The 16894-nt window shown below is 67.0% G+C and carries 16 protein-coding genes and 1 pseudogene; 12 read left to right on the top strand and 5 right to left on the bottom strand.

Going from position 1 to position 16894, the window contains the following annotated elements; genetic code table 11:
• Positions 1-131 precede the first annotated feature (131 nt).
• Together CHINAEXTREME_RS16615 and CHINAEXTREME_RS16620 are read right to left on the bottom strand one after the other, a co-directional pair.
• On the bottom strand, positions 132-485 hold the full coding sequence (locus CHINAEXTREME_RS16615) for a hypothetical protein (protein ID WP_007142949.1): 354 nt from the start codon (positions 483-485) through the stop codon (positions 132-134).
• Positions 486-679: 194 nt separating this feature from the next.
• On the bottom strand, positions 680-1687 hold the full coding sequence (locus tag CHINAEXTREME_RS16620) for an NAD-dependent epimerase/dehydratase family protein (RefSeq protein ID WP_044962021.1): 1008 nt from the start codon (positions 1685-1687) through the stop codon (positions 680-682).
• Positions 1688-1931: 244 nt separating this feature from the next.
• Here CHINAEXTREME_RS16620 and CHINAEXTREME_RS22565 point away from each other — a divergent pair.
• The 3 genes and pseudogenes from CHINAEXTREME_RS22565 to CHINAEXTREME_RS16635 form a co-directional block, all read left to right on the top strand.
• Positions 1932-2106: pseudogene (locus CHINAEXTREME_RS22565) on the top strand (ABC transporter permease); the annotation flags it as partial.
• Between the two features lie 289 nt (positions 2107-2395).
• On the top strand, positions 2396-3778 hold the full coding sequence (gene allB, locus CHINAEXTREME_RS16630; protein WP_010546829.1) for an allantoinase AllB: 1383 nt from the start codon (positions 2396-2398) through the stop codon (positions 3776-3778).
• A gap of 319 nt (positions 3779-4097) precedes the next feature.
• Positions 4098-4337, top strand: coding sequence for a hypothetical protein (locus CHINAEXTREME_RS16635; RefSeq protein WP_007142952.1), 240 nt, complete (start codon positions 4098-4100; stop codon positions 4335-4337).
• Positions 4338-4360: 23 nt separating this feature from the next.
• Here the strand turns inward: CHINAEXTREME_RS16635 and CHINAEXTREME_RS16640 are convergent, their stop codons facing one another.
• The gene (locus CHINAEXTREME_RS16640) at positions 4361-5437 is read right to left on the bottom strand and encodes a quinone-dependent dihydroorotate dehydrogenase (protein ID WP_007142953.1); all 1077 of its coding nucleotides are present in this window, start codon (positions 5435-5437) and stop codon (positions 4361-4363) included.
• 106 nt (positions 5438-5543) lie between these two features.
• A complete protein-coding gene (locus CHINAEXTREME_RS16645) occupies positions 5544-6743 on the bottom strand; it encodes a thiolase family protein (protein WP_007142954.1) in 1200 nt (399 codons plus the stop codon).
• A 258-nt stretch (positions 6744-7001) separates the two neighbouring features.
• On the opposite strand from CHINAEXTREME_RS16645, the gene CHINAEXTREME_RS16650 reads away from it, so the two are divergent.
• From CHINAEXTREME_RS16650 to CHINAEXTREME_RS16690, 9 genes are read left to right on the top strand one after another with little or no spacing between them, the layout of a single operon-like run.
• Entirely contained in the window at positions 7002-8039 is a 1038-nt protein-coding gene (locus CHINAEXTREME_RS16650) for a monovalent cation/H+ antiporter subunit E (protein WP_029601721.1), read from the top strand.
• The gene (locus CHINAEXTREME_RS16655; protein ID WP_007142956.1) at positions 8036-8323 is read left to right on the top strand and encodes a cation:proton antiporter; all 288 of its coding nucleotides are present in this window, start codon (positions 8036-8038) and stop codon (positions 8321-8323) included. The genes CHINAEXTREME_RS16650 and CHINAEXTREME_RS16655 overlap by 4 nt, the downstream gene beginning before the upstream one ends.
• The gene (gene mnhG, locus CHINAEXTREME_RS16660) at positions 8320-8679 is read left to right on the top strand and encodes a monovalent cation/H(+) antiporter subunit G (protein ID WP_007142957.1); all 360 of its coding nucleotides are present in this window, start codon (positions 8320-8322) and stop codon (positions 8677-8679) included. Before CHINAEXTREME_RS16655 ends, mnhG begins: the two co-directional genes overlap by 4 nt.
• On the top strand, positions 8676-9215 hold the full coding sequence (locus CHINAEXTREME_RS16665; RefSeq protein ID WP_007142958.1) for a DUF4040 domain-containing protein: 540 nt from the start codon (positions 8676-8678) through the stop codon (positions 9213-9215). Before mnhG ends, CHINAEXTREME_RS16665 begins: the two co-directional genes overlap by 4 nt.
• Positions 9216-9794 (top strand): MnhB domain-containing protein, encoded by a 579-nt coding sequence (locus CHINAEXTREME_RS16670; protein ID WP_007142959.1) that lies wholly within the window; start codon positions 9216-9218, stop codon positions 9792-9794.
• On the top strand, positions 9787-10143 hold the full coding sequence (locus CHINAEXTREME_RS16675; RefSeq protein WP_007142960.1) for a cation:proton antiporter subunit C: 357 nt from the start codon (positions 9787-9789) through the stop codon (positions 10141-10143). Before CHINAEXTREME_RS16670 ends, CHINAEXTREME_RS16675 begins: the two co-directional genes overlap by 8 nt.
• Positions 10136-11701 carry a monovalent cation/H+ antiporter subunit D family protein gene (locus CHINAEXTREME_RS16680; RefSeq protein WP_007142961.1) on the top strand — a complete coding sequence of 522 codons (1566 nt, stop codon included), beginning with the start codon at positions 10136-10138 and terminating at the stop codon, positions 11699-11701. The genes CHINAEXTREME_RS16675 and CHINAEXTREME_RS16680 overlap by 8 nt, the downstream gene beginning before the upstream one ends.
• Positions 11701-13614, top strand: a complete 1914-nt coding sequence (locus CHINAEXTREME_RS16685; RefSeq protein WP_007142962.1) for a proton-conducting transporter transmembrane domain-containing protein — start codon at positions 11701-11703, stop codon at positions 13612-13614. Before CHINAEXTREME_RS16680 ends, CHINAEXTREME_RS16685 begins: the two co-directional genes overlap by 1 nt.
• Positions 13611-15452: a Na(+)/H(+) antiporter subunit D gene (locus CHINAEXTREME_RS16690; protein ID WP_007142963.1), complete on the top strand. Its 1842-nt coding sequence runs from the start codon at positions 13611-13613 to the stop codon at positions 15450-15452. The genes CHINAEXTREME_RS16685 and CHINAEXTREME_RS16690 overlap by 4 nt, the downstream gene beginning before the upstream one ends.
• Before the next feature lie 134 nt (positions 15453-15586).
• On the opposite strand, the gene CHINAEXTREME_RS16695 is transcribed toward CHINAEXTREME_RS16690, so the two are convergent.
• On the bottom strand, positions 15587-16783 hold the full coding sequence (locus tag CHINAEXTREME_RS16695; RefSeq protein ID WP_007142964.1) for a tyrosine-type recombinase/integrase: 1197 nt from the start codon (positions 16781-16783) through the stop codon (positions 15587-15589).
• Between the last annotated feature and the right edge of the window lie 111 nt (positions 16784-16894).

The raw sequence follows: 16894 nt of genomic DNA on the forward strand, positions 1-16894 counted from the left end.
GCAGAAGGCCGTTTGCGAAGGCCTCGAATAAACTCGGTCGGACGTTCGGGACGATTAGGTCGGATTCGATCCGGGTTCAGCGAGTAATACTGCTTTTCGTCGCCTCGAGTCGACGACGCGCGGGTGGGAACTCAGACACCCGGGACGCCGACAGCATCGAATCCGGTAACGCCGAGCACTGCGAGGGCGTAGAGGACGACCAGTACCGAGACCCACGCGACGATCGTGATCGCCGCCGCGTCGACCCAGCCACCGGGGTATCGGGAGTTGATCACCGCCAGGTAGGAGACGAATACGAGCAACGGTCCGAGAAGCGGAATCCACCCGAAGAAAAAGCCGACGACGGCCCAGACGATGGCACCGATCAACGCGGTGCCGATCGCGTACGTGTAGTTCTCCGCATCCACGATTACTTTCGCGCCCATGAAAATCCCGAGGGCGCCGATCAGCAGGCTGACGCCGAATACGATGAGGCTATCGATCATATTCGGCGGTGAATCCCTCCGTACCGTTAGTTATCTCTCACGTACACGGACTGGATCGCACGTTAACCGCACGGAAGCGTAAACAATACGTCATTCATCGTATTTGGGGAACGATCACGCCAACAGGGTGGGCGACCGCGGTGGCGACCGTGATCGAACGGAACAGGTGCCGGTCCTCACGATACCGTCGCCTTTCAGTCGGTAAGATCGGTGTTTCCCCCGTCCGAGAGGACGAATTCCCCGGAACCCGGTTCGGTTCCACGGCGCCCACCGTCGACGAGCGAGTGGATACCGGCCCGGAGATCAACCCGTGACTCGAACCCGAGGTCGCGCCGGGCTTTCGATACGTCGGCTCCGCTGTGGCGAACGTCGCCCGGTCGCGGCTCCGTATGGACGATCGGCGAGGCCGAATCGGTCACCTCTCTTATTATCTCGGCGAGTTCCCGGATCGAGGTTCGATCCCCGGTCCCGACGTTGTAGGCCTCGCCGACGGCGTCGGTCGTCGCCGCGGCGAGGTTCGCCCTGACGACGTCCGTGACGTGGACGAAGTCGCGCGTCTGCTCGCCGTCCCCCTGGATCGTGATCGGCTCGCCGGCGCTTGCTTGCTCCAGAAACGTCGAGATGACGCCGCTGTAGGGGCCCTGCTGGCGTGGCCCGTAGACGTTGAAGTACCGCAGGGCGACGGTCGGCAGATCGTACAACTCCTCGTAGCGACGGGCGTACCCGTCGAGGGCGAGTTTCTGGATTCCGTAAGGGGAAGTCGGTTCGGTCGTCGCCGTCTCGGAGACCGGAAGCTCGTCGGGGTGGCCATAGATCGCCGCACTCGAGGCGAGGACGACCCGTGCGTCCTCCCGCCGGGCCTGTTCGAGCACGAGCAGGCCGGCGTCGAGGTTCGTCCGGTTGCTCTCCCAGGGCTCGTCGACGCTTTGCGTGACGGAGACGATTGCGGCCTGGTGGAAGATCAGATCGGCTCCGCTGGCGGCCCGCCGGAGCAGGTCGGGATCACCGACGTCGCCGTCGTAGACGTCGATGTCGACGTCGCCGTCATCGTCGTCGGGCAGGTTTCCCCGACGGCCGCTCGAGAAGTCGTCGAGCACGCGTACGTCGTTGTCCGGAGCGAGCGCGTCCACGAGGTGGCTCCCAATGAACCCGGCACCGCCGGTGACGAGTATCGTCCGGTCACGGATCGGTGGCGTAGCCATCGCCGGACCGACGTCGTGCACGCCGTTTAGTATCCCTCGCCTATGGCTCCGTAGATGGTCTCTACGCGGAGATCGGGGCCGAACTGGCTCTCTCGAAGCGCTGACGCAGCGTCGTGGGTTCGCGTAAATGGTACCGATACCTACCACGTCCGGAAATCGACTCTCGACGGTCCCGGAAACCGAGCGTTCGGGTCCCTTGTGCCCCTACTGCCCGTCGAACGCCGGTACCGACCGATCCGCCGGCCGAAACATGAAAAACATCCCGTCACTGGCGTGGGTGCCGCTGTTCCTCCTGTGGTTCGGCATCGGCGAGGACGTGAAGGTGACCCTCATCGCGCTCGGGGCGTTTTTGCCGGTGTACCTCAACTTCTCGACGGGAATCCGGGACGTTGACCGGGACCTGCTCGAGGTTCGCGAGCGACTCGAGCAGACGACCGTGCTCGCCACCCACGACGTCGAAGAAACGACCTCCCTCGCGGACCACGTGGTCGTCCTCGACGACCAGCCCGGCTCCGTCGAGCGGTAGATCGACGTCGACGTCGCTCGAGCGCGCGATCGAACCGACGAAGCCCTCGTTCCGGTCCGCGAGGCGATCGGCGACGCGCTGGGGATCTGATCGCGGTCGCCGCATCGATCGACGCCTCGAGGCAGGGGTTCGTCGACCGGGCAACCGAAGCTATATGCGCCCGCCTCGACAACCGCTGGCCAATGACCGTCGATCTCGTCGTGCGGAACTGTACCGTGGTCACCCCCGCAGGCCGAACGCCGGACGCGGGCGTCGCCGTCGAGGACGGCACCATCGTTGCCGTCGGCCGAAGCGACCGGTTGCCCGACGCCGATCGCGTCGTCGATGGCGAGGGCCGTGTACTCGTCCCCGGTATCGTCGACTGTCACATCCACAACCGCGAGCCGGGCCTCGAGTACAAGGAGGACTGGGAGTCGGCCACCCGCGCCGCAGCGGCCGGCGGCCTGACGACCGTCGTCGGGATGCCCAACACCGACCCCGTCATCGACAGCGCCGACCGCCTCGAACTGAAGTACGACCGCGGCGAGGCCGCTGCCCACGTCGACTTTCAGAGCTACGCGGTCGTCACCTCGGAGAACCTCGACGAGATCCCGGCGCTTTCCGACGCCGGCGTCCTCGGCTACAAGGTCTTCCTCGGCTCGACGGTCGGGGACGTGCCGCCGCCGAGCGACGGGGAGATCCTCGAGGCGATGGAGCGCATCCGGGAGACGGGGAAGCGACTCGGCTTCCACGAGGAAAACGGCGAGATCATCGATTACTATACGGAGAAGTTCAAGGAAGAGAGCCGGAACGATCCTATCGATCACTCCCACTCCCGGCCCGTGATCGCCGAGCAGGAGGCCGTCGAGCGGATGATCACCTTCGCCGAGGAGACCGGCGCGAAGATCCACATGTTCCACGTCTCCTCGGGGTCGGCGGCCGAGGCCGTCGCCCGCGGGAAGGACCGCGGCGTGGACGTGACCGCCGAGACGACGCCTCACTACCTCTGGTTCACCGAGGACGTCATGCGCGAAAAAGGGAATCCGGCGCGGATCCAGCCGCCGATCCGGGACGCCGACGAACGGGAGCGGCTCTGGGAGGTCGGGATCGAGGGGGGTGCGATCGACTGCTTCGCGACCGATCACGCACCCCACACCCCCGAGGAGAAGAAGGTCGACGATCCCTTCGGGAACACCTGGGACGCGACCTCGGGCTTCGTCGGTCTCGAGACCGAAGTTCCGGTGATGCTGTCGTTCGTAAACGAGGGCCGGTTCACCCTCGAGGAGTGGGTCCGCCGCCACTCGATGCGGCCCGCTCAGGTCTGGGGCATGTACCCGCAGAAGGGATCGCTGCAGGTCGGGACCGACGCCGACTTCACGATCGTGGACCCCGACGAGGAGTGGACGCTCGAGGATAGTTCGGCGTTGCACTCGAAGAACTGCGTGACGCCGTTCGTCGGGGAGTCGTTCACCGGCAAGGCCGTTGCGACGGTGGTTCGTGGTGAGGTGGTGTACGAGGACGGCGACGTGGTCGGTGAGAGTGGGTACGGGACTCGAGTCGAGGTAGACGACGATTCAGCGACCTGATCGAATACTGTCTTCTCCCCATCACAACTGGCTCATCACGTCAGCGAGGGACGGTTATGAGCGGAAGGGGAAGTCATCACGGCCCAAACGAGTGGTTTGAGCCGGGTGAGGAACCGATAGGCCGGATTTAATCCGCGCGGGTTTCGATGCGCCCGCTCGAGAATAGCCCCTGCCGTGCGGGGCTTCCCTCGTGCAGTTTTCGTTCCCGGATCCGCCGGCGCTCGGGACGTTCTCGAGCGCTCGAATGTTCCCAGTAAGTGAGAGTAACACACACTTTATATTCACCTCACGGGCCTTCCACCGGGTGAGGGATCGATCCATGACTGCGACCGACGCTGACGTCGAAGGCGACTCCGAGACGGATAGAACGGAACGACTCCGGTCGGTGTACCTCTCCGTGACCGACGGCGAGGCCGAGCCGACGGTCGAAACCCAACGCGAGGAGGCAACGACCCGGGAGTTGCGCGAGGAACGTGCCGAGGAGGCGGTCGGTCCCGCGGAACTGCACGGCCTCGACGATGCCATCGACGACCCGGATCCGTCGAACGCCCCGTCGTAAGGCTCCTTGTCGCGCTGCGTCCGTTACTCGAGCTCGAGATCCGCCCCGACCGCGTCCTCGACCGAGGAGAACCCGTCTCGCTGGAGCAGCGCCGCCAGTCCTCGGTTGATACGTTTCGCCGTCGACGGGCCGCCGTAGATGAACCCGGTATACAGTTGGACGAGCGACGCGCCCGCCCGGATCTTCTCGTAGGCGCTCTCGGCGGAGTCGACCCCGCCGACGCCGACGATCGGCAACTCGCCGTCGGTATGCTCGGCGATCGCCCGGATCACGGCGGTCGACCGGTCCGCGATCGGCTTCCCACTCAGTCCACCCCACTCCTCACGCTCGGGCGACTCGAGGCCCTCGCGGGTCGTCGAGGTATTCGTGGCGACGATGCCGTCGACACCCAACTCGCGCACGATGTCGACGAGTTCGAGGATCGACTCCTCGGGCGAGTCGGGACCGATCTTCACGAGGATCGGCACGTCCGCGTCGTTTTCGGCCGCGAGCGTCTCGAAGATCCGCTCGAGGTGTTCGGGCGAGGATTCGTCGAACTCCTCTGGGGTGTTGGGACAGGAGACGTTGACGACGACGTAGTCGGCAAAGGGCGAGAGGCGATCGAAGACGCGCCGGTAGTCCTCGATGGCCTCGTCGGCCGTCGAGGAGTTCATTTTCCCGACGTTGACCCCGAGCGGGACGCCGGGCGTGCCGTCTTCCTCGAGGCGTTCCTTAACGCGCTCCATCCCCTGGCCGTTGAAGCCCATCCGGTTTATCATCCCGCGGTCCTCCCGCAGGCGGAACAGTCGGGGGCGATCGTTTCCCTCCTGGGGGTACGGCGTGACGGTCCCGATCTCGACGAAGCCAAAGCCCAGCGCGGCCAGCGCGTGGGTCATTTCGGCGTTCTTGTCGAACCCGGCGGCCACGCCGACTGGGTTCGGGAACGTCTCGCCGAACAGGTCGACCTCGAGGGCGGGGTGGTCGTAGCCGTAGGCGTACGACAGCGCCGCTCTGGTCGGTCGCGTGGACTGGGCCGCCCGGAGCGTCCGCTTGCCGAGATCGTGGGCGGTCTCGGCCGGCAGTTTGAACGCGAGTGGACGAACCCGCGAGTACAGCGTCATTGCCGGGAGATGGTGCGGCCGGATGGTAAACGTCCCGGACTGTGGTGACGCGAGCGGGCGTCGACGTGGACGTGGACGTGGACGTCGACTTCGACCCCGCCGACCGCTACAGCGACGGCTCCTCGAGCAGCGCCATGATCGCCCCGCCGCCGCCGACGCTCATGCCGACCATGCCGCGTTCGGCGTCCTCGCGCTGGAACTGGTACGCGAGGCTCGTCGCGAGCATGCCACCGGAGCCGCCGATCGGATGACCGAAGGCGACCGCGCCGCCCAGGGGGTTCATCCGCTCGCGGGGGATCCCGAGCCGTTCCATGACGTACACCGACTGCGCGGCGAAGGCCTCGTTGATCCAGTAGGCGTCGACGTCCGCGACAGCGAGGTCGTTGCGCTCGAGCAGTCCCGCGACGACGTCCCCGACGGCCTCGTTGAACTCGTCGGGGTCCCGGTAGACCAGGTCGTAGTCGACCAGCCGTGCCATCGGCTCGAGGCCGCGTTCGTCCGCTGTTTCGGCGTCGGCGAGCAACACGGTCCCCGCACCGTCGCTGAGCTTCGAGGCGTTCCCCGGAGTGATCGTTCCCTCCTCGCGGAACGAGGTCGGCAACTCGGCGAGGTCCTCGAGCGTCGAGTCCGGACGCGGCCCTTCGTCCTGCCCGACGTGCTCGTCCCCCGTCTCGACGGGCACGATCTCCTCGTCGAACGTGCCGGACTCGATCGCTTCGGCCGCGAGTCGATGGCTCTCGAGGGCGTACTCGTCCTGGGCCTCGCGGGAGATACCCTCGCGATCGACCAGTCGCTCGGTGATCTCTCCCATGTGGACGTCGAGGTTTCGGTCCCACAGCGAGTCGAGGATCATCGAGTCCTTGATCCGAACGTCGCCGTGACGTCGCCCTTTCCGGTAGTCGGGGAGGATCCAGGGGGCGTTGGTCATCGACTCGAAGCCGCCGGCGACCGCGAGGTCCGCCCGACCGGCGTCGATCCGGTCCGCCGCGAGCGTGATCGCCCGGAGCCCGGAGCCGGAAGCCTCGTTGACCGTCGTGGTCTGGGTCGCGTTCGGCAGTCCGGACTCGACGACGGCCTGTCGACCGGGTACCTGGCCGATTCCCGCCTGGATGGCGTTGCCAAGGCCCACCCAGTCGACGTCGCCGCCGTCGACCGGGGCACGCTCGAGGAGTCCGTCGATCGCCGTGCGGGCGAGTTCGACGGCGTCCACGTCCGCCAGCGATCCCAGCAACGTTCCGTGGGGCGTGCGTGCGCCGTCGACCAGCACGACGTCGGTATCGGCGTCAGCGTCGGCGTTCCGTGCCATGACCGGCTGTACAACGTCAGGGAAAATGAACGTTTACGGACTTACAGCCCTCGGCGGATCGCCGGTCGTGTCGTCGCTCATCCACTCCCGAAACGAACGGGCGAATCCGGACACTGGCTGCTCTCGGCCCCGTCGCTCCCAGTTGCGGGTCGAATCCGGGAGCGGGAATAACGAAACCGTTTTCCTCCGGCTAACGCTTGCATCGACTAACGAAAAGAGCCATGAGTAGCAAACGACGGCCACCCGAGGGGATGGGCCGTGGCGGCTAACCGAGTGCTCGTACCGCTGTCGGACACGGTGACTGTTCGGCAGACGGTCGACTACGCCATCCGGTCCGGCCTCGAGGACGCCGACGAACTCGAGTGTCATCTGGTGGTCGCGCTCCCGTACGACGAGGAGATGCCCGAGGGGCGCACCCAGGCCGACGAGGCCGAGGAACTGCTCTCCCGGGCTCGCAACTGGGCCGAGGAAGACGCCGGCGACGCCGAGGTACGGATCGAAACGGCGGCGCTTGGCACCGACGAATACCTCTTCGGACCGCGGGACTACGCGGAGATCTTCGCGTCTTACGCCAGGGACCGCGAAATCGACAGGATCGTGCTCGATCCGGAATACCAGCCCGGGGTTACCGCACGGATACTCCAGCCACTCGAGCGCGAACTCGACCGCCGGGGGGTCTCGTACGACGAAGCACCGGTCGACCGACCGGCACGACACGGGCGACTGGTCACGGGCGGACAGCGGTTCGACCAGCTGTTCGCGACGTTCTGGATCTCCTTTGGCTTCTATCTCGTATTGGGGGATCCGTTCTACTGGTTCGACATCGTGACCGGCGTCGCGGTCGCTGGGATCGTCTCGGCGACACTCGCACAGGTCACGTTCTCGTTCCCGCTGGACCGCGTGCGGTCGCCGATCCGTGTCGGTCGGTTCATTCTGTACATCCCGTACTTGCTCTGGGAGATCGTCAGGGCGAACATCGCGGTGTCGGCCGTGATCCTCCGTCCGTCGATGCCGATAGAGCCGACGCTGACGCGGGTCAACGCCCGCGTCCGCAGCGGACTCCCACTGACTGCGCTGGCAAACAGCATCACGCTCACGCCGGGGACGCTGACCGTCCGCGCCGACGATCAGCGACTGCTGGTCCACACGCTGATCCCGTCCGCTCGCGAGGACCTCTTCGATGGCGGCCTCGAGAAGGCGATCCGGTTCGTCTTCTACGGTCGGGAAGCGGCGGGCGCGATCGCCTCACCGCGGGAGCGCGACGACGCGGACGTCGTCGGAGGTGACGAACTGTGATCCCCGAACCGTTCGCCCTCGAGGAGGCGTTCCTCGTCGCAGCCGGCCTGTTCGTCGTGCTCGCGATCGCGATGTTCTACCGCGCGGTCGTCGGGCCGACGACCCAGGATCGACTGCTCGCCGTGAACGTGCTCGGCACCAACACGGTCGTCATTCTGGCGCTGCTGGCCGTCGCACTCGACCAGCCGTGGTTCCTCGACGTGGCGCTGATCTACGCCCTGCTGAACTTCCTGATGTCGGTCGCCATCTCGAAGTTCACCGTCGAACGAGGTGGTGTCCTGTGATCGAAACGCTGCGGTTCTGGGCGGCCGTCGTCCTGCTCGGACTCGGCGTGTTCTTCACGTTCGTCTCGACGGTTGGCATCCTCCGGCTGCCGGACATCTATTCGCGGGCACACACCGCCTCGCAGACGGACACGCTCGGGGCCGGGTTCGCTCTCGCCGGGGTCGCCCTGGCCTTCGGCTGGCGCCACGTGACGGTCTACACCGTCCTGTTGCTGTTTTTCGTGTTCGTCACGAACCCGACCGCAGCCCACGCGATCGCCCGCTCCGCGGCGGAGACGGGGGTCGAACCGCTGCTGGCGAACGAAGGCGAGGAGACCGATGCCGAGACCGTCGCCGACGGGGGTGAGAAGCGATGAGCGCGTTCGCCTACGCGCTTGCGGTGTTCATCCTGGCGTCGGCGGTCGCCACGGCCCTGTTCCGTGACGTGCTCTCGACGATCATCGTCTTCGGCGCGTACAGCCTGGGGATGGCGATCCTCTATACGTTCCTGCTAGCCCCGGACGTCGCGATGACCGAGGCCGCGATCGGCGCCGGCGTGACGACGCTGTTGCTGTTGCTGACCATCGCGCGGACGGCCAGACCGTCGACGGACCACCTGTTCGAGCGGGTCGACGTGCCGGCGGTCGTCGCGGTCGGCGCGCTCGTCGTCGTCCTCACGGCCACCGTACTGCCCGAGATGTACGAACTCGGGAGCACTACGACTCCGGTCTGGTCGAACGAGGACGTGACCCAGCACTACATCGAGAACACGTACGAACAGACCGGTATCCACAACGCCGTCTCGGCGGTGCTCGCCGCCTACCGTGGGTTCGACACCTTCGGCGAGGCGGTCGTCGTCTTCGCCGCGGGCATCTCGACGCTGCTCGCGCTGAACCGGGAGGTGTTCGCCTAAATGTCCGACGCTAACTCTCGAACCGATTCCTACGACGACACCTACACCGAGAGCCAGGTAATCATGACTTCCGTCAAGATCATCGCTCCTTTCACCCTCACGTACGGCCTCTTTCTGGTCTTTCACGGGGCCAACACGCCGGGCGGGAGCTTCCAGGGCGGGACGATCGTCGGCGTCACCGTGTTGATGCTAGCGTTCGCCTTCGGTATCGACCCAACCCGCCGCTGGCTACGGGACGGGGTGCTCGTAGGGCTCGCCACCGGCGGTGTCGCGATCTTTACCGCCGTCGGCCTCGGGATGATCGCGCTCGGCGGGAACTTCCTCGAGTACGACCGGCTGTACTACGAACTCGGGATCAAGCAGAAGTGGGGCCTCGAGGCGATCGAGATCGGCGGCATCTCGCTGATCGTCTCGTCGGTCATCATCACGCTGTTCTTCGCGATGGCGGCCGGATTTACCCCGGACCGGCAGAACGGAGCGAGAACCGAAACGGGTGCCGAAACGCCGGCCGAGCGACGCGGTCGCGGACGCGGACGCGGCGCTGGCAGTTCGGATACGGAGGTGAGCGACGATGATTGATCTACTCGCGACGCAGTACGCCTACGTCCTGCTGTTCGTCCTGTTCGGAATCGGGATCTACATGGTTATCGCAAACGAGAACCTCGTCAAGAAGCTGATCGGCGTCAGTCTCTTCCAGTCGGCGATCTTCCTGTTTTTCATCGCCATGGCCTACGTCGAGGGCGGGTCGGCACCGATCGTGCCCGCCGACGGGCCGGTCGCCAGTCCGCTGCCGCAGGTCATCGTGCTGACCGCCATCGTCGTCGGCATCGCCATGACGGCGGTCGGCCTGGCGCTCGTCATCCGCATCTACTCGGAGTACGGAACGCTCCGCGAAGACACGCTCAGGGAGGTGCGCGCCGATGAGTAGCGTCGAACTGCTCCCGGACGTTCTCTCCGGGATCGTCGACCTCGTTCCGGTCCTGCTGATCGTCACGCCGATCCTCATGGCCGCCGCTCCGGTCGCGCTCGGTCTGCGGTTCGACCGGACCGGCTGGACAGTCGCCGCGATTACCGCCGTCGGACTGGTCGCCGGCGCCCTCGCGCTCGCGGCCGAGGTCTACACGCGCGGCGCGGTGATCCACAACCTCGGCGGCTATCCGCGGACCTACGGGATCGAACTCGTCGCCGACGAGTTCTCCACGGCCATCGTCGTCCTCGTCGCGACGATTTCGGCGGGCGTGCTCGCGTACACCCGCCGCGGCGGCCCGCGCGGGAACACCTTCTACAGCGCCTACCTGCTGTTGACCGGCGGCCTGCTCGGTATCTCGCTGACCGGCGACGTGTTCAACCTGTTCGTCTTCCTCGAGATCTCGAGTCTCGCGACCTACGCCCTGATCGCCAGCGGGGACGGCCCGGAGTCGGCAGTCGCGGCCCTGAAGTACCTCATCCTGGGGACGATCGGGGCCTCGATCTACCTGACCGGCGTCGCCTTTCTCTTCATGGCGACAGGGACGCTGAACATGGCCGAACTCGCACTGGCGATCCCCGAAGCAGAAGCGCAGGTGCTGGTTCGGGCCGCGTTCGCGTTCATCTTCGTCGGCTTCGCGCTGAAGGTCGCCCAGTGGCCGTTACACACCTGGCAGCCCAGCGCCTACCAGCACGCACCCGACGGCGTGACGCCGCTGGTCGCCGCGCTCGTATCGACCGCCTCGGCGTACGCGCTCGGGCGCGTGATGTACACCGTGTTCGGTCCCGACTTCCTCACGTCGACACCCTATCTCACAGAGATCGTCGTCACCGTCGGGACGGTGTCGATCCTGGCCGGCAGCACCCTCGCGGTGATCCAGCGGGACGTCAAGCGGATGCTCGCGTTCTCTTCCGTCTCGCAGTTCGGGCTGATCGTGGCCGCTTACGGCCTCGTCAACGAGACCGCCTTCGTCGGTGCGACCATCCACCTCGTCGGCCACGGGCTGATGAAGGCCGGCCTGTTCGCCGCGGTCGGCCTCGTCTCGGTCAGTTATGGCGCCCGGACCGTCGACGAGTACGCGGGCCTGGCGAACAACCGACCCGTCGCCGCCGGGGGGACGGCCGCCCTGCTGATCGCGCTCGTCGGCGTCCCGCCAGCGGTCGGCTTCGTCGGCAAGTGGTACATCGGCCTCGGGGCCGTCCGGGCCGAACAGTGGCCCGTCGCAGCCGTCATCTTCCTCAGCACGATGTTGACGCTTGCCTACACCGCCAGACTGATCGAGAAGATGTACTTCACGCCGGCGAGTCCGCTCGAGGCGGCCCACCCCTCCGAGCCCGTCGCGGCGGACGGCGGGGACGGCGACGGCTCCTCGCCGCTCGACAGGGGTGTGCCGGGCGCGGTCTCCGTCGGGATGGTCGCGCTGGTCGTCGTCGCCGCGGTCGGCGCGATCGCGCTCGGCTTCGCCGGCGGCGCGTTCTTCGAACTGCTGGATCCGTTCGTCTCGGAGGTGTTTAACTGATGGTGACCGTCGAAAGCGTTCGACCGCTGGCCGCCGTCCTGGTGTCGGCGATCGCGGTCGTTCTGATCGTCGCGTCGTATCGTCGGCCGAACGTGCGCGAGGGGTGGTCCGTGCTGGCCGCCGTCTCGAAGTTCGCAATCGTCGCCAGCATGCTCCCCGGCGTCCTGTCGGGGACCGTCTACGAGTGGAGCCTCGCGGACTCGCTGGGCGTGGAGTTCCTCGCCGGCGTCGACTTCGCGCTGCGGGCCGATCCGCTCGGCATGCTGTTTGCCATGCTCGCCAGTTTCCTCTGGATCTTCACGTCGTTCTACGCCGCGGGCTACATGCGGGGACTGGACGAACACTCCCAGACCCGCTTCTTCGCGGCGTTCGCGGCCAGCCTCTCGACCGCTGTGGGGATCGCCTTCGCGGCGAACCTGGTGACGATCTTCGTCTTCTACGAACTGCTGTCGCTCGTGACCTATCCACTGGTCGCACACAACGAGGACCACGAGGCCCGCGTCGCCGGCCGCAAGTACCTCACGTACACGTTCTTCGGCGGCGGGGTCTTCCTGCTCGCCGGGACCGTCATGGTCTACTGGCTCACGAGCACCGTCGGGACGGCGACGACGGCCTTCGAGGCCGGCGGGATGGAACTGCTGGCCGAGGCAGCGGCCGCCGAACCCGGCTACGCCCAGGCTGCGTTCTTCCTGCTGATCGCCGGCTTCGGCGTCAAGGCCGCGGTCATGCCCTTGCACTCCTGGCTGGCGGACGCGATGGTCGCGCCGACGCCCGTTTCCGGGCTGCTCCACGCCGTCGCGGTCGTCAAGTCCGGCGCGTTCGGCGTCGCACGGGTCATCCTCGAGGTCTACGGTCCAGGGCTCATCCACGACCTACCGCTCTCCGTGCCGGGGATCGGTGAAGTCGGGCTGAACGTCCCGGTCGCGATCGTCGCGGCGTTTACGCTGACCGCCGCGAGCATTATCGCGATGCGCAAGGACCACCTCAAGCGGCGACTCGCGTTCTCGACGACGGCCCAGTTGTCCTACATCGTGCTCGGGCTCTCGATGTTGCATCCCTACGCCGTCGTCGGCGCGCTCTTTCACATCCCCGCCCACGCGTTCGCGAAGCTCACCCTGTTCTTCTGTGCGGGGGCGATCCACGTCGAGACCCACACCGACTACGTCAGCGAGATGGCCGGCATCGGCAAGCGAATGCCGCTGACGATGTCGGCGTTCGCGATCGGCGCGGCGGGGATGGCCGGCATGCCCCTGATCGCCGGCTTCGTCAGCAAGTTCTACATGCTGCTCGGTGCCGGCTACGTCGGCGGCGAGTACTGGCTGTTCGCGGGCACGTTGCTCCTCTCGGGCGTGCTCAACATCGCGTACCTCTGGCCGGTGGTCTACACGGCCTTCTTCGAGAGCGAGGACCACCACGACGCGAAACCCGTCCTCGAGTTCTCGCGGGGCGGCGTCTTCGAGTCGTACTTCGCCGAGGACCGCGTGGCGACCGACGGCGGCGGGGCCGAAGATGCGGCGGAAGCGACCGAAACCGAAGCCGGAACCGAGACGGAAGACGACTACGAGTACGCCGTCGACGAGTACCCGAGCGACCACACCGTCCCCGGGGAGACCGACAGCGGGGGTGAACGCGTCGGTACCGTCGACCACCACGGCGACCACGAGGACCACCTCACCGGCGGTCCGCCGGCCGAGGGGTGGGAACGGCGCTCCCCGTTCGCGGAGAGCACCTGGCTCATGATCGCGCCGATCGCGGTCATCGCGACCGGCGCGGTCGTCCTCGGAATCGTCCCCGACACCGCCGTCTTCCTCGAGGTGGCGACGACCATCGTCGAGGGGGTCTTCGACGTCGAATCGTTCGGTGAGTTACAGGGCCTGTCGCTTTCCGAAGCACTGGAGGTGATCGCCGAATGATCGGCACCGAACTCGAACTCCTCTCCGTCGCGTACCCGCCCCTTCTGGTGTTCGCGGCGGCGCTGCTCGTGCTCGTCCTGCCGCGGATCGCCGGCTACGCCGTCGGCGCGCTCAGCCTCGCGGCCGTCCTGGCGATCTCGCTGACCGCCCCGGAGGGACAGCACCTCGCGGGCACCTTCCTCGGCCACTTCGAGGTCGTCCCCTACTACGTCGACGACTTCTCCCGGCTCGTCGGGATCGGCCTCGGGTTCCTCGGGGTCTGTTCGGTTATCTACGCCTACTCGAGCGAGGCCAGCCGGGAGCTGACGGCCATCGCGCTCGCCTACGTCTCATCGTCGCTCGGGGCGGCCTTCGCCGGCGACTGGCTCGTCCTGGTGTTCATGTGGGAGCTGATGGCCCTGACGAGTACGCTCGTCGTCTGGCACTACGGCGGCGAGGCCGTCCGGGCCGGCTTCCGGTACGCGCTGTTCCACGGCACCGGGGGCGTGATCGTCCTTCTCGCGGTCGCCGCTCACTACGTGGAAGCCGGCACGTTCGTCTACGACGGCTCCGGGATTGCAGCCGGCTTCCCGGCGCTGCTCGCCGTGATCGGAATGGGCGTCAACGTCGGTTTCGTCGGCCTACACGTCTGGCTACCCGACACGTACCCACGGCCCCACATCGCTGCGTCGGTGTTCCTCTCGGTGTTCACGACGAAGACGAGCGCGTTCGTCCTCTACCGGGCGTTCCCGGTCGGCGCCGAAAGCGATCTGACGATCTACGTCGCGTACATGGGCGGCGTGATGTCCGTCTACGGGGCGACCTTCGCGCTCCTCCAGCACGACATGCGGGCGCTGCTGTCGTACCACATCCAGGCCCAGATCGGCTACATCGTCGCGGGGATCGGGATCGGCTCGCATCTCGCAACCGCCGGCGCGATGAGTCACCTGTTCAACAACATCCTGTTCAAGAGCCTCCTGTTCATGGCCGTCGGCGTCGTCATCTATCGCACCGGCGAAGAGGACCTGTACAAGCTCGGCGGCCTCTGGCGGGAAATGCCGCTGACTGCGGTCGGGTTCGGCCTCGGTGCCCTGTCGATCACCGCCATCCCCGGCTTCAACGGCTACGTCAGCAAGGGGATGATTTTCGACGCGGCCGATCCGGGCTACTACGGCCAACCCGAGTACCAGGCGCTGTACTATCTCCTGTGGCTCGGCGCGATCGGGACCCTGCTCTCGTTCATCAAACTCGGCTACTACGTCTTCTTCCACGGTGAGAGTGACATCTCGGTGCCCGACGCCAAACCCGGGCAGACGGTCGCGATGTTTGGCCTCGGTGGCGCCTGTCTCCTCTTCGGCGTCTGGTGGCAGGGGCTTGCCGACCTCGCGCCGCTGATCGAGGAGGGTACCCACGCCTTCGAGTACTACGGCGGCGAGAGTCACCTGCACCCCTACAGTGCGAGCCACCTCGAGACGGCGGGGATCCTGACGGGCGTCGCGGCCGTCACCTTCGTCGTCGTCCGCAAACCGCTCTCGAAACTCGACCTCTCCGATCCGGCCCGGGTCGTCTTCCCGGCGGGGTACTACCTCGGGCGCTGGTCGATGCTCGCGGTGACCGAGACGTACGCGGCGGTCGACGCCGCCGTCGTCGGGTTCGTCACGCGGTGTTACTGGATCGGGAACAACCCGGTACTGGCCGTCGAGGAGGCCGCACGCCGGATCCCGATGGTCGACGTCGACGAGCGCCGGCCGGCCGACGGCGGACAGCCATCGACGATCCACCTCCGGACGACGATCGGGACGACGGTGCTCCTGCTAACGATCGTGTTGACGGTGGTCCTGTGGCTGCTCGTTAGCTGAGCGGCCCTGGCAGTCGGTACCGGTTTTCGACTCGAGTCACGGGGCGTCCCGAACGGACGTTCGATGCTCGAGGAGAACAGAGAACACACCGGGCCCCGAGGAGAAGCGGGGATCCGGGGAGACGACCTCCCGACTCACTCCGCGTCCGTCGACTCCGCGACGGACGACGGCCGCCGCTCTGGAACGGCGATCGCTCGTTCCTCGCTCGAGGTCCGAAGCGCGGGCTTCGACCGCGTCGCCTCGCGCCGGTCGCGCGTGCCGCCGTGCTCCCCTTCGGCCGCCGTTCTGCCGTCCGCGTCGTTGCCGGTGTTGCCGCTGACACCTCGCGGCGTCAGGTAATCGCCGTCGACCTCGATCCCCGCGTCCGCACAGAGGCGTTTGAGCACCGACCGGGCTCCCTCGGTCGTGATCGCGGGCGGCGCGATGGCGCGTTCGCGTGCCACCTCGGTCGCCGTCCGGTCCTCGAGAATCGCCGCTATCTCGTCGTCGTCGTGCCCGCGCTCCCGGAGCCGTTCGCGTACCCGACGAGCGATCGAGGGGGCGTGACGCGTCGGAAACAGCGGCCAGTCGTTCGACGGCGGGTCGAGGACGACGCCGTACCGGCGCAGCGGCGTCCGGGCCGGGGCGAGCAGCGTGACGTCCTCCTGTCGCTGGGACTTGCCGAGCACGCGGATCGTCCCGTCGTAGAAGTCGACGTCGTCCCACGTCGCGCCCGCCCGGCGGTCGTCTTCGGGGACGCGGAACAGCTCCGATCCCCGGACCGCGGAGTGTGCGAGCAGGGCGACCATCGCGTACTCGCGAAGGCAGGTCCGTCGCTCGTCGGGATTCTCCCGGTCGGCCTCGAGTGCGCGCTCGCGGACGTAGCGCTCGAGGCGTCGCCGGGAGTCGGCGCTCCAGCGGTCGTCGTCGGCAGAGGCGCTCGAGGCGTCGGGGAGCGCCGCTTCGGCGTCCCTGTCGGTCGCCGGGTTCTCCGGGACGATTCCCCCGCGAACGCACCACGAGAGGAACGCCCGGACGACGGCGTAGTAGGTGTGGGCAGTCGAGGCCGTGTACGTCCCACCGTCGGCTCGCTCCCGGAGTTCGCGGGCGTACGAGCGCATGTGATCGGCCTCGAGCGCTCGGATCGCGACTACGTCGTGTTCCCGCTCGAGCCAGTCGGCGAACCGGTGCAGGATCGATCCGGCCTTGGCCGCGTACGCACCGGCCCCGGAGCCGTCGGGGTCGCCGACCGACTTGCGCTGGAGGTAGGCGTCGACCGCGTCGGCGACGGCGACGCGGTCGCGGTCGCAGTCCTCCGCGGCGCCCGAGTCCGAGGGCAGGGCGTCGGTCACGCCGGGATCACCCCCGGGTTGTCGCTCGAGTCCGACGTTGCTGGAGCCCCTGTCCGGGGTCGAACACCGGAGTCGACGCGACGGATCATCGTACAGTTCTTACTCGGTCAC

It is taken from the genome of Halobiforma lacisalsi AJ5 (assembly GCF_000226975.2).
GTDB classification, from domain to species: Archaea; Halobacteriota; Halobacteria; order Halobacteriales; family Natrialbaceae; genus Natronobacterium; species Natronobacterium lacisalsi.

Excerpts from the sequence above, each read along its gene's own strand:
- CHINAEXTREME_RS16670 (WP_007142959.1), top strand. The coding sequence starts at position 9,216 with ATGTCCGACGCTAACTCTCGAACCGATTCCTACGACGACACCTACACC.
- allB (WP_010546829.1), top strand. The coding sequence starts at position 2,396 with ATGACCGTCGATCTCGTCGTGCGGAACTGTACCGTGGTCACCCCCGCA.
- CHINAEXTREME_RS16690 (WP_007142963.1), top strand. The coding sequence starts at position 13,611 with ATGATCGGCACCGAACTCGAACTCCTCTCCGTCGCGTACCCGCCCCTT.
- CHINAEXTREME_RS16640 (WP_007142953.1), bottom strand. The coding sequence starts at position 5,437 with ATGACGCTGTACTCGCGGGTTCGTCCACTCGCGTTCAAACTGCCGGCC.
- CHINAEXTREME_RS16675 (WP_007142960.1), top strand. The coding sequence starts at position 9,787 with ATGATTGATCTACTCGCGACGCAGTACGCCTACGTCCTGCTGTTCGTC.
- CHINAEXTREME_RS16635 (WP_007142952.1), top strand. The coding sequence starts at position 4,098 with ATGACTGCGACCGACGCTGACGTCGAAGGCGACTCCGAGACGGATAGA.
- CHINAEXTREME_RS16615 (WP_007142949.1), bottom strand. The coding sequence starts at position 485 with ATGATCGATAGCCTCATCGTATTCGGCGTCAGCCTGCTGATCGGCGCC.
- CHINAEXTREME_RS16665 (WP_007142958.1), top strand. The coding sequence starts at position 8,676 with ATGAGCGCGTTCGCCTACGCGCTTGCGGTGTTCATCCTGGCGTCGGCG.
- CHINAEXTREME_RS16680 (WP_007142961.1), top strand. The coding sequence starts at position 10,136 with ATGAGTAGCGTCGAACTGCTCCCGGACGTTCTCTCCGGGATCGTCGAC.
- CHINAEXTREME_RS16685 (WP_007142962.1), top strand. The coding sequence starts at position 11,701 with ATGGTGACCGTCGAAAGCGTTCGACCGCTGGCCGCCGTCCTGGTGTCG.
- CHINAEXTREME_RS16645 (WP_007142954.1), bottom strand. The coding sequence starts at position 6,743 with ATGGCACGGAACGCCGACGCTGACGCCGATACCGACGTCGTGCTGGTC.
- CHINAEXTREME_RS16620 (WP_044962021.1), bottom strand. The coding sequence starts at position 1,687 with ATGGCTACGCCACCGATCCGTGACCGGACGATACTCGTCACCGGCGGT.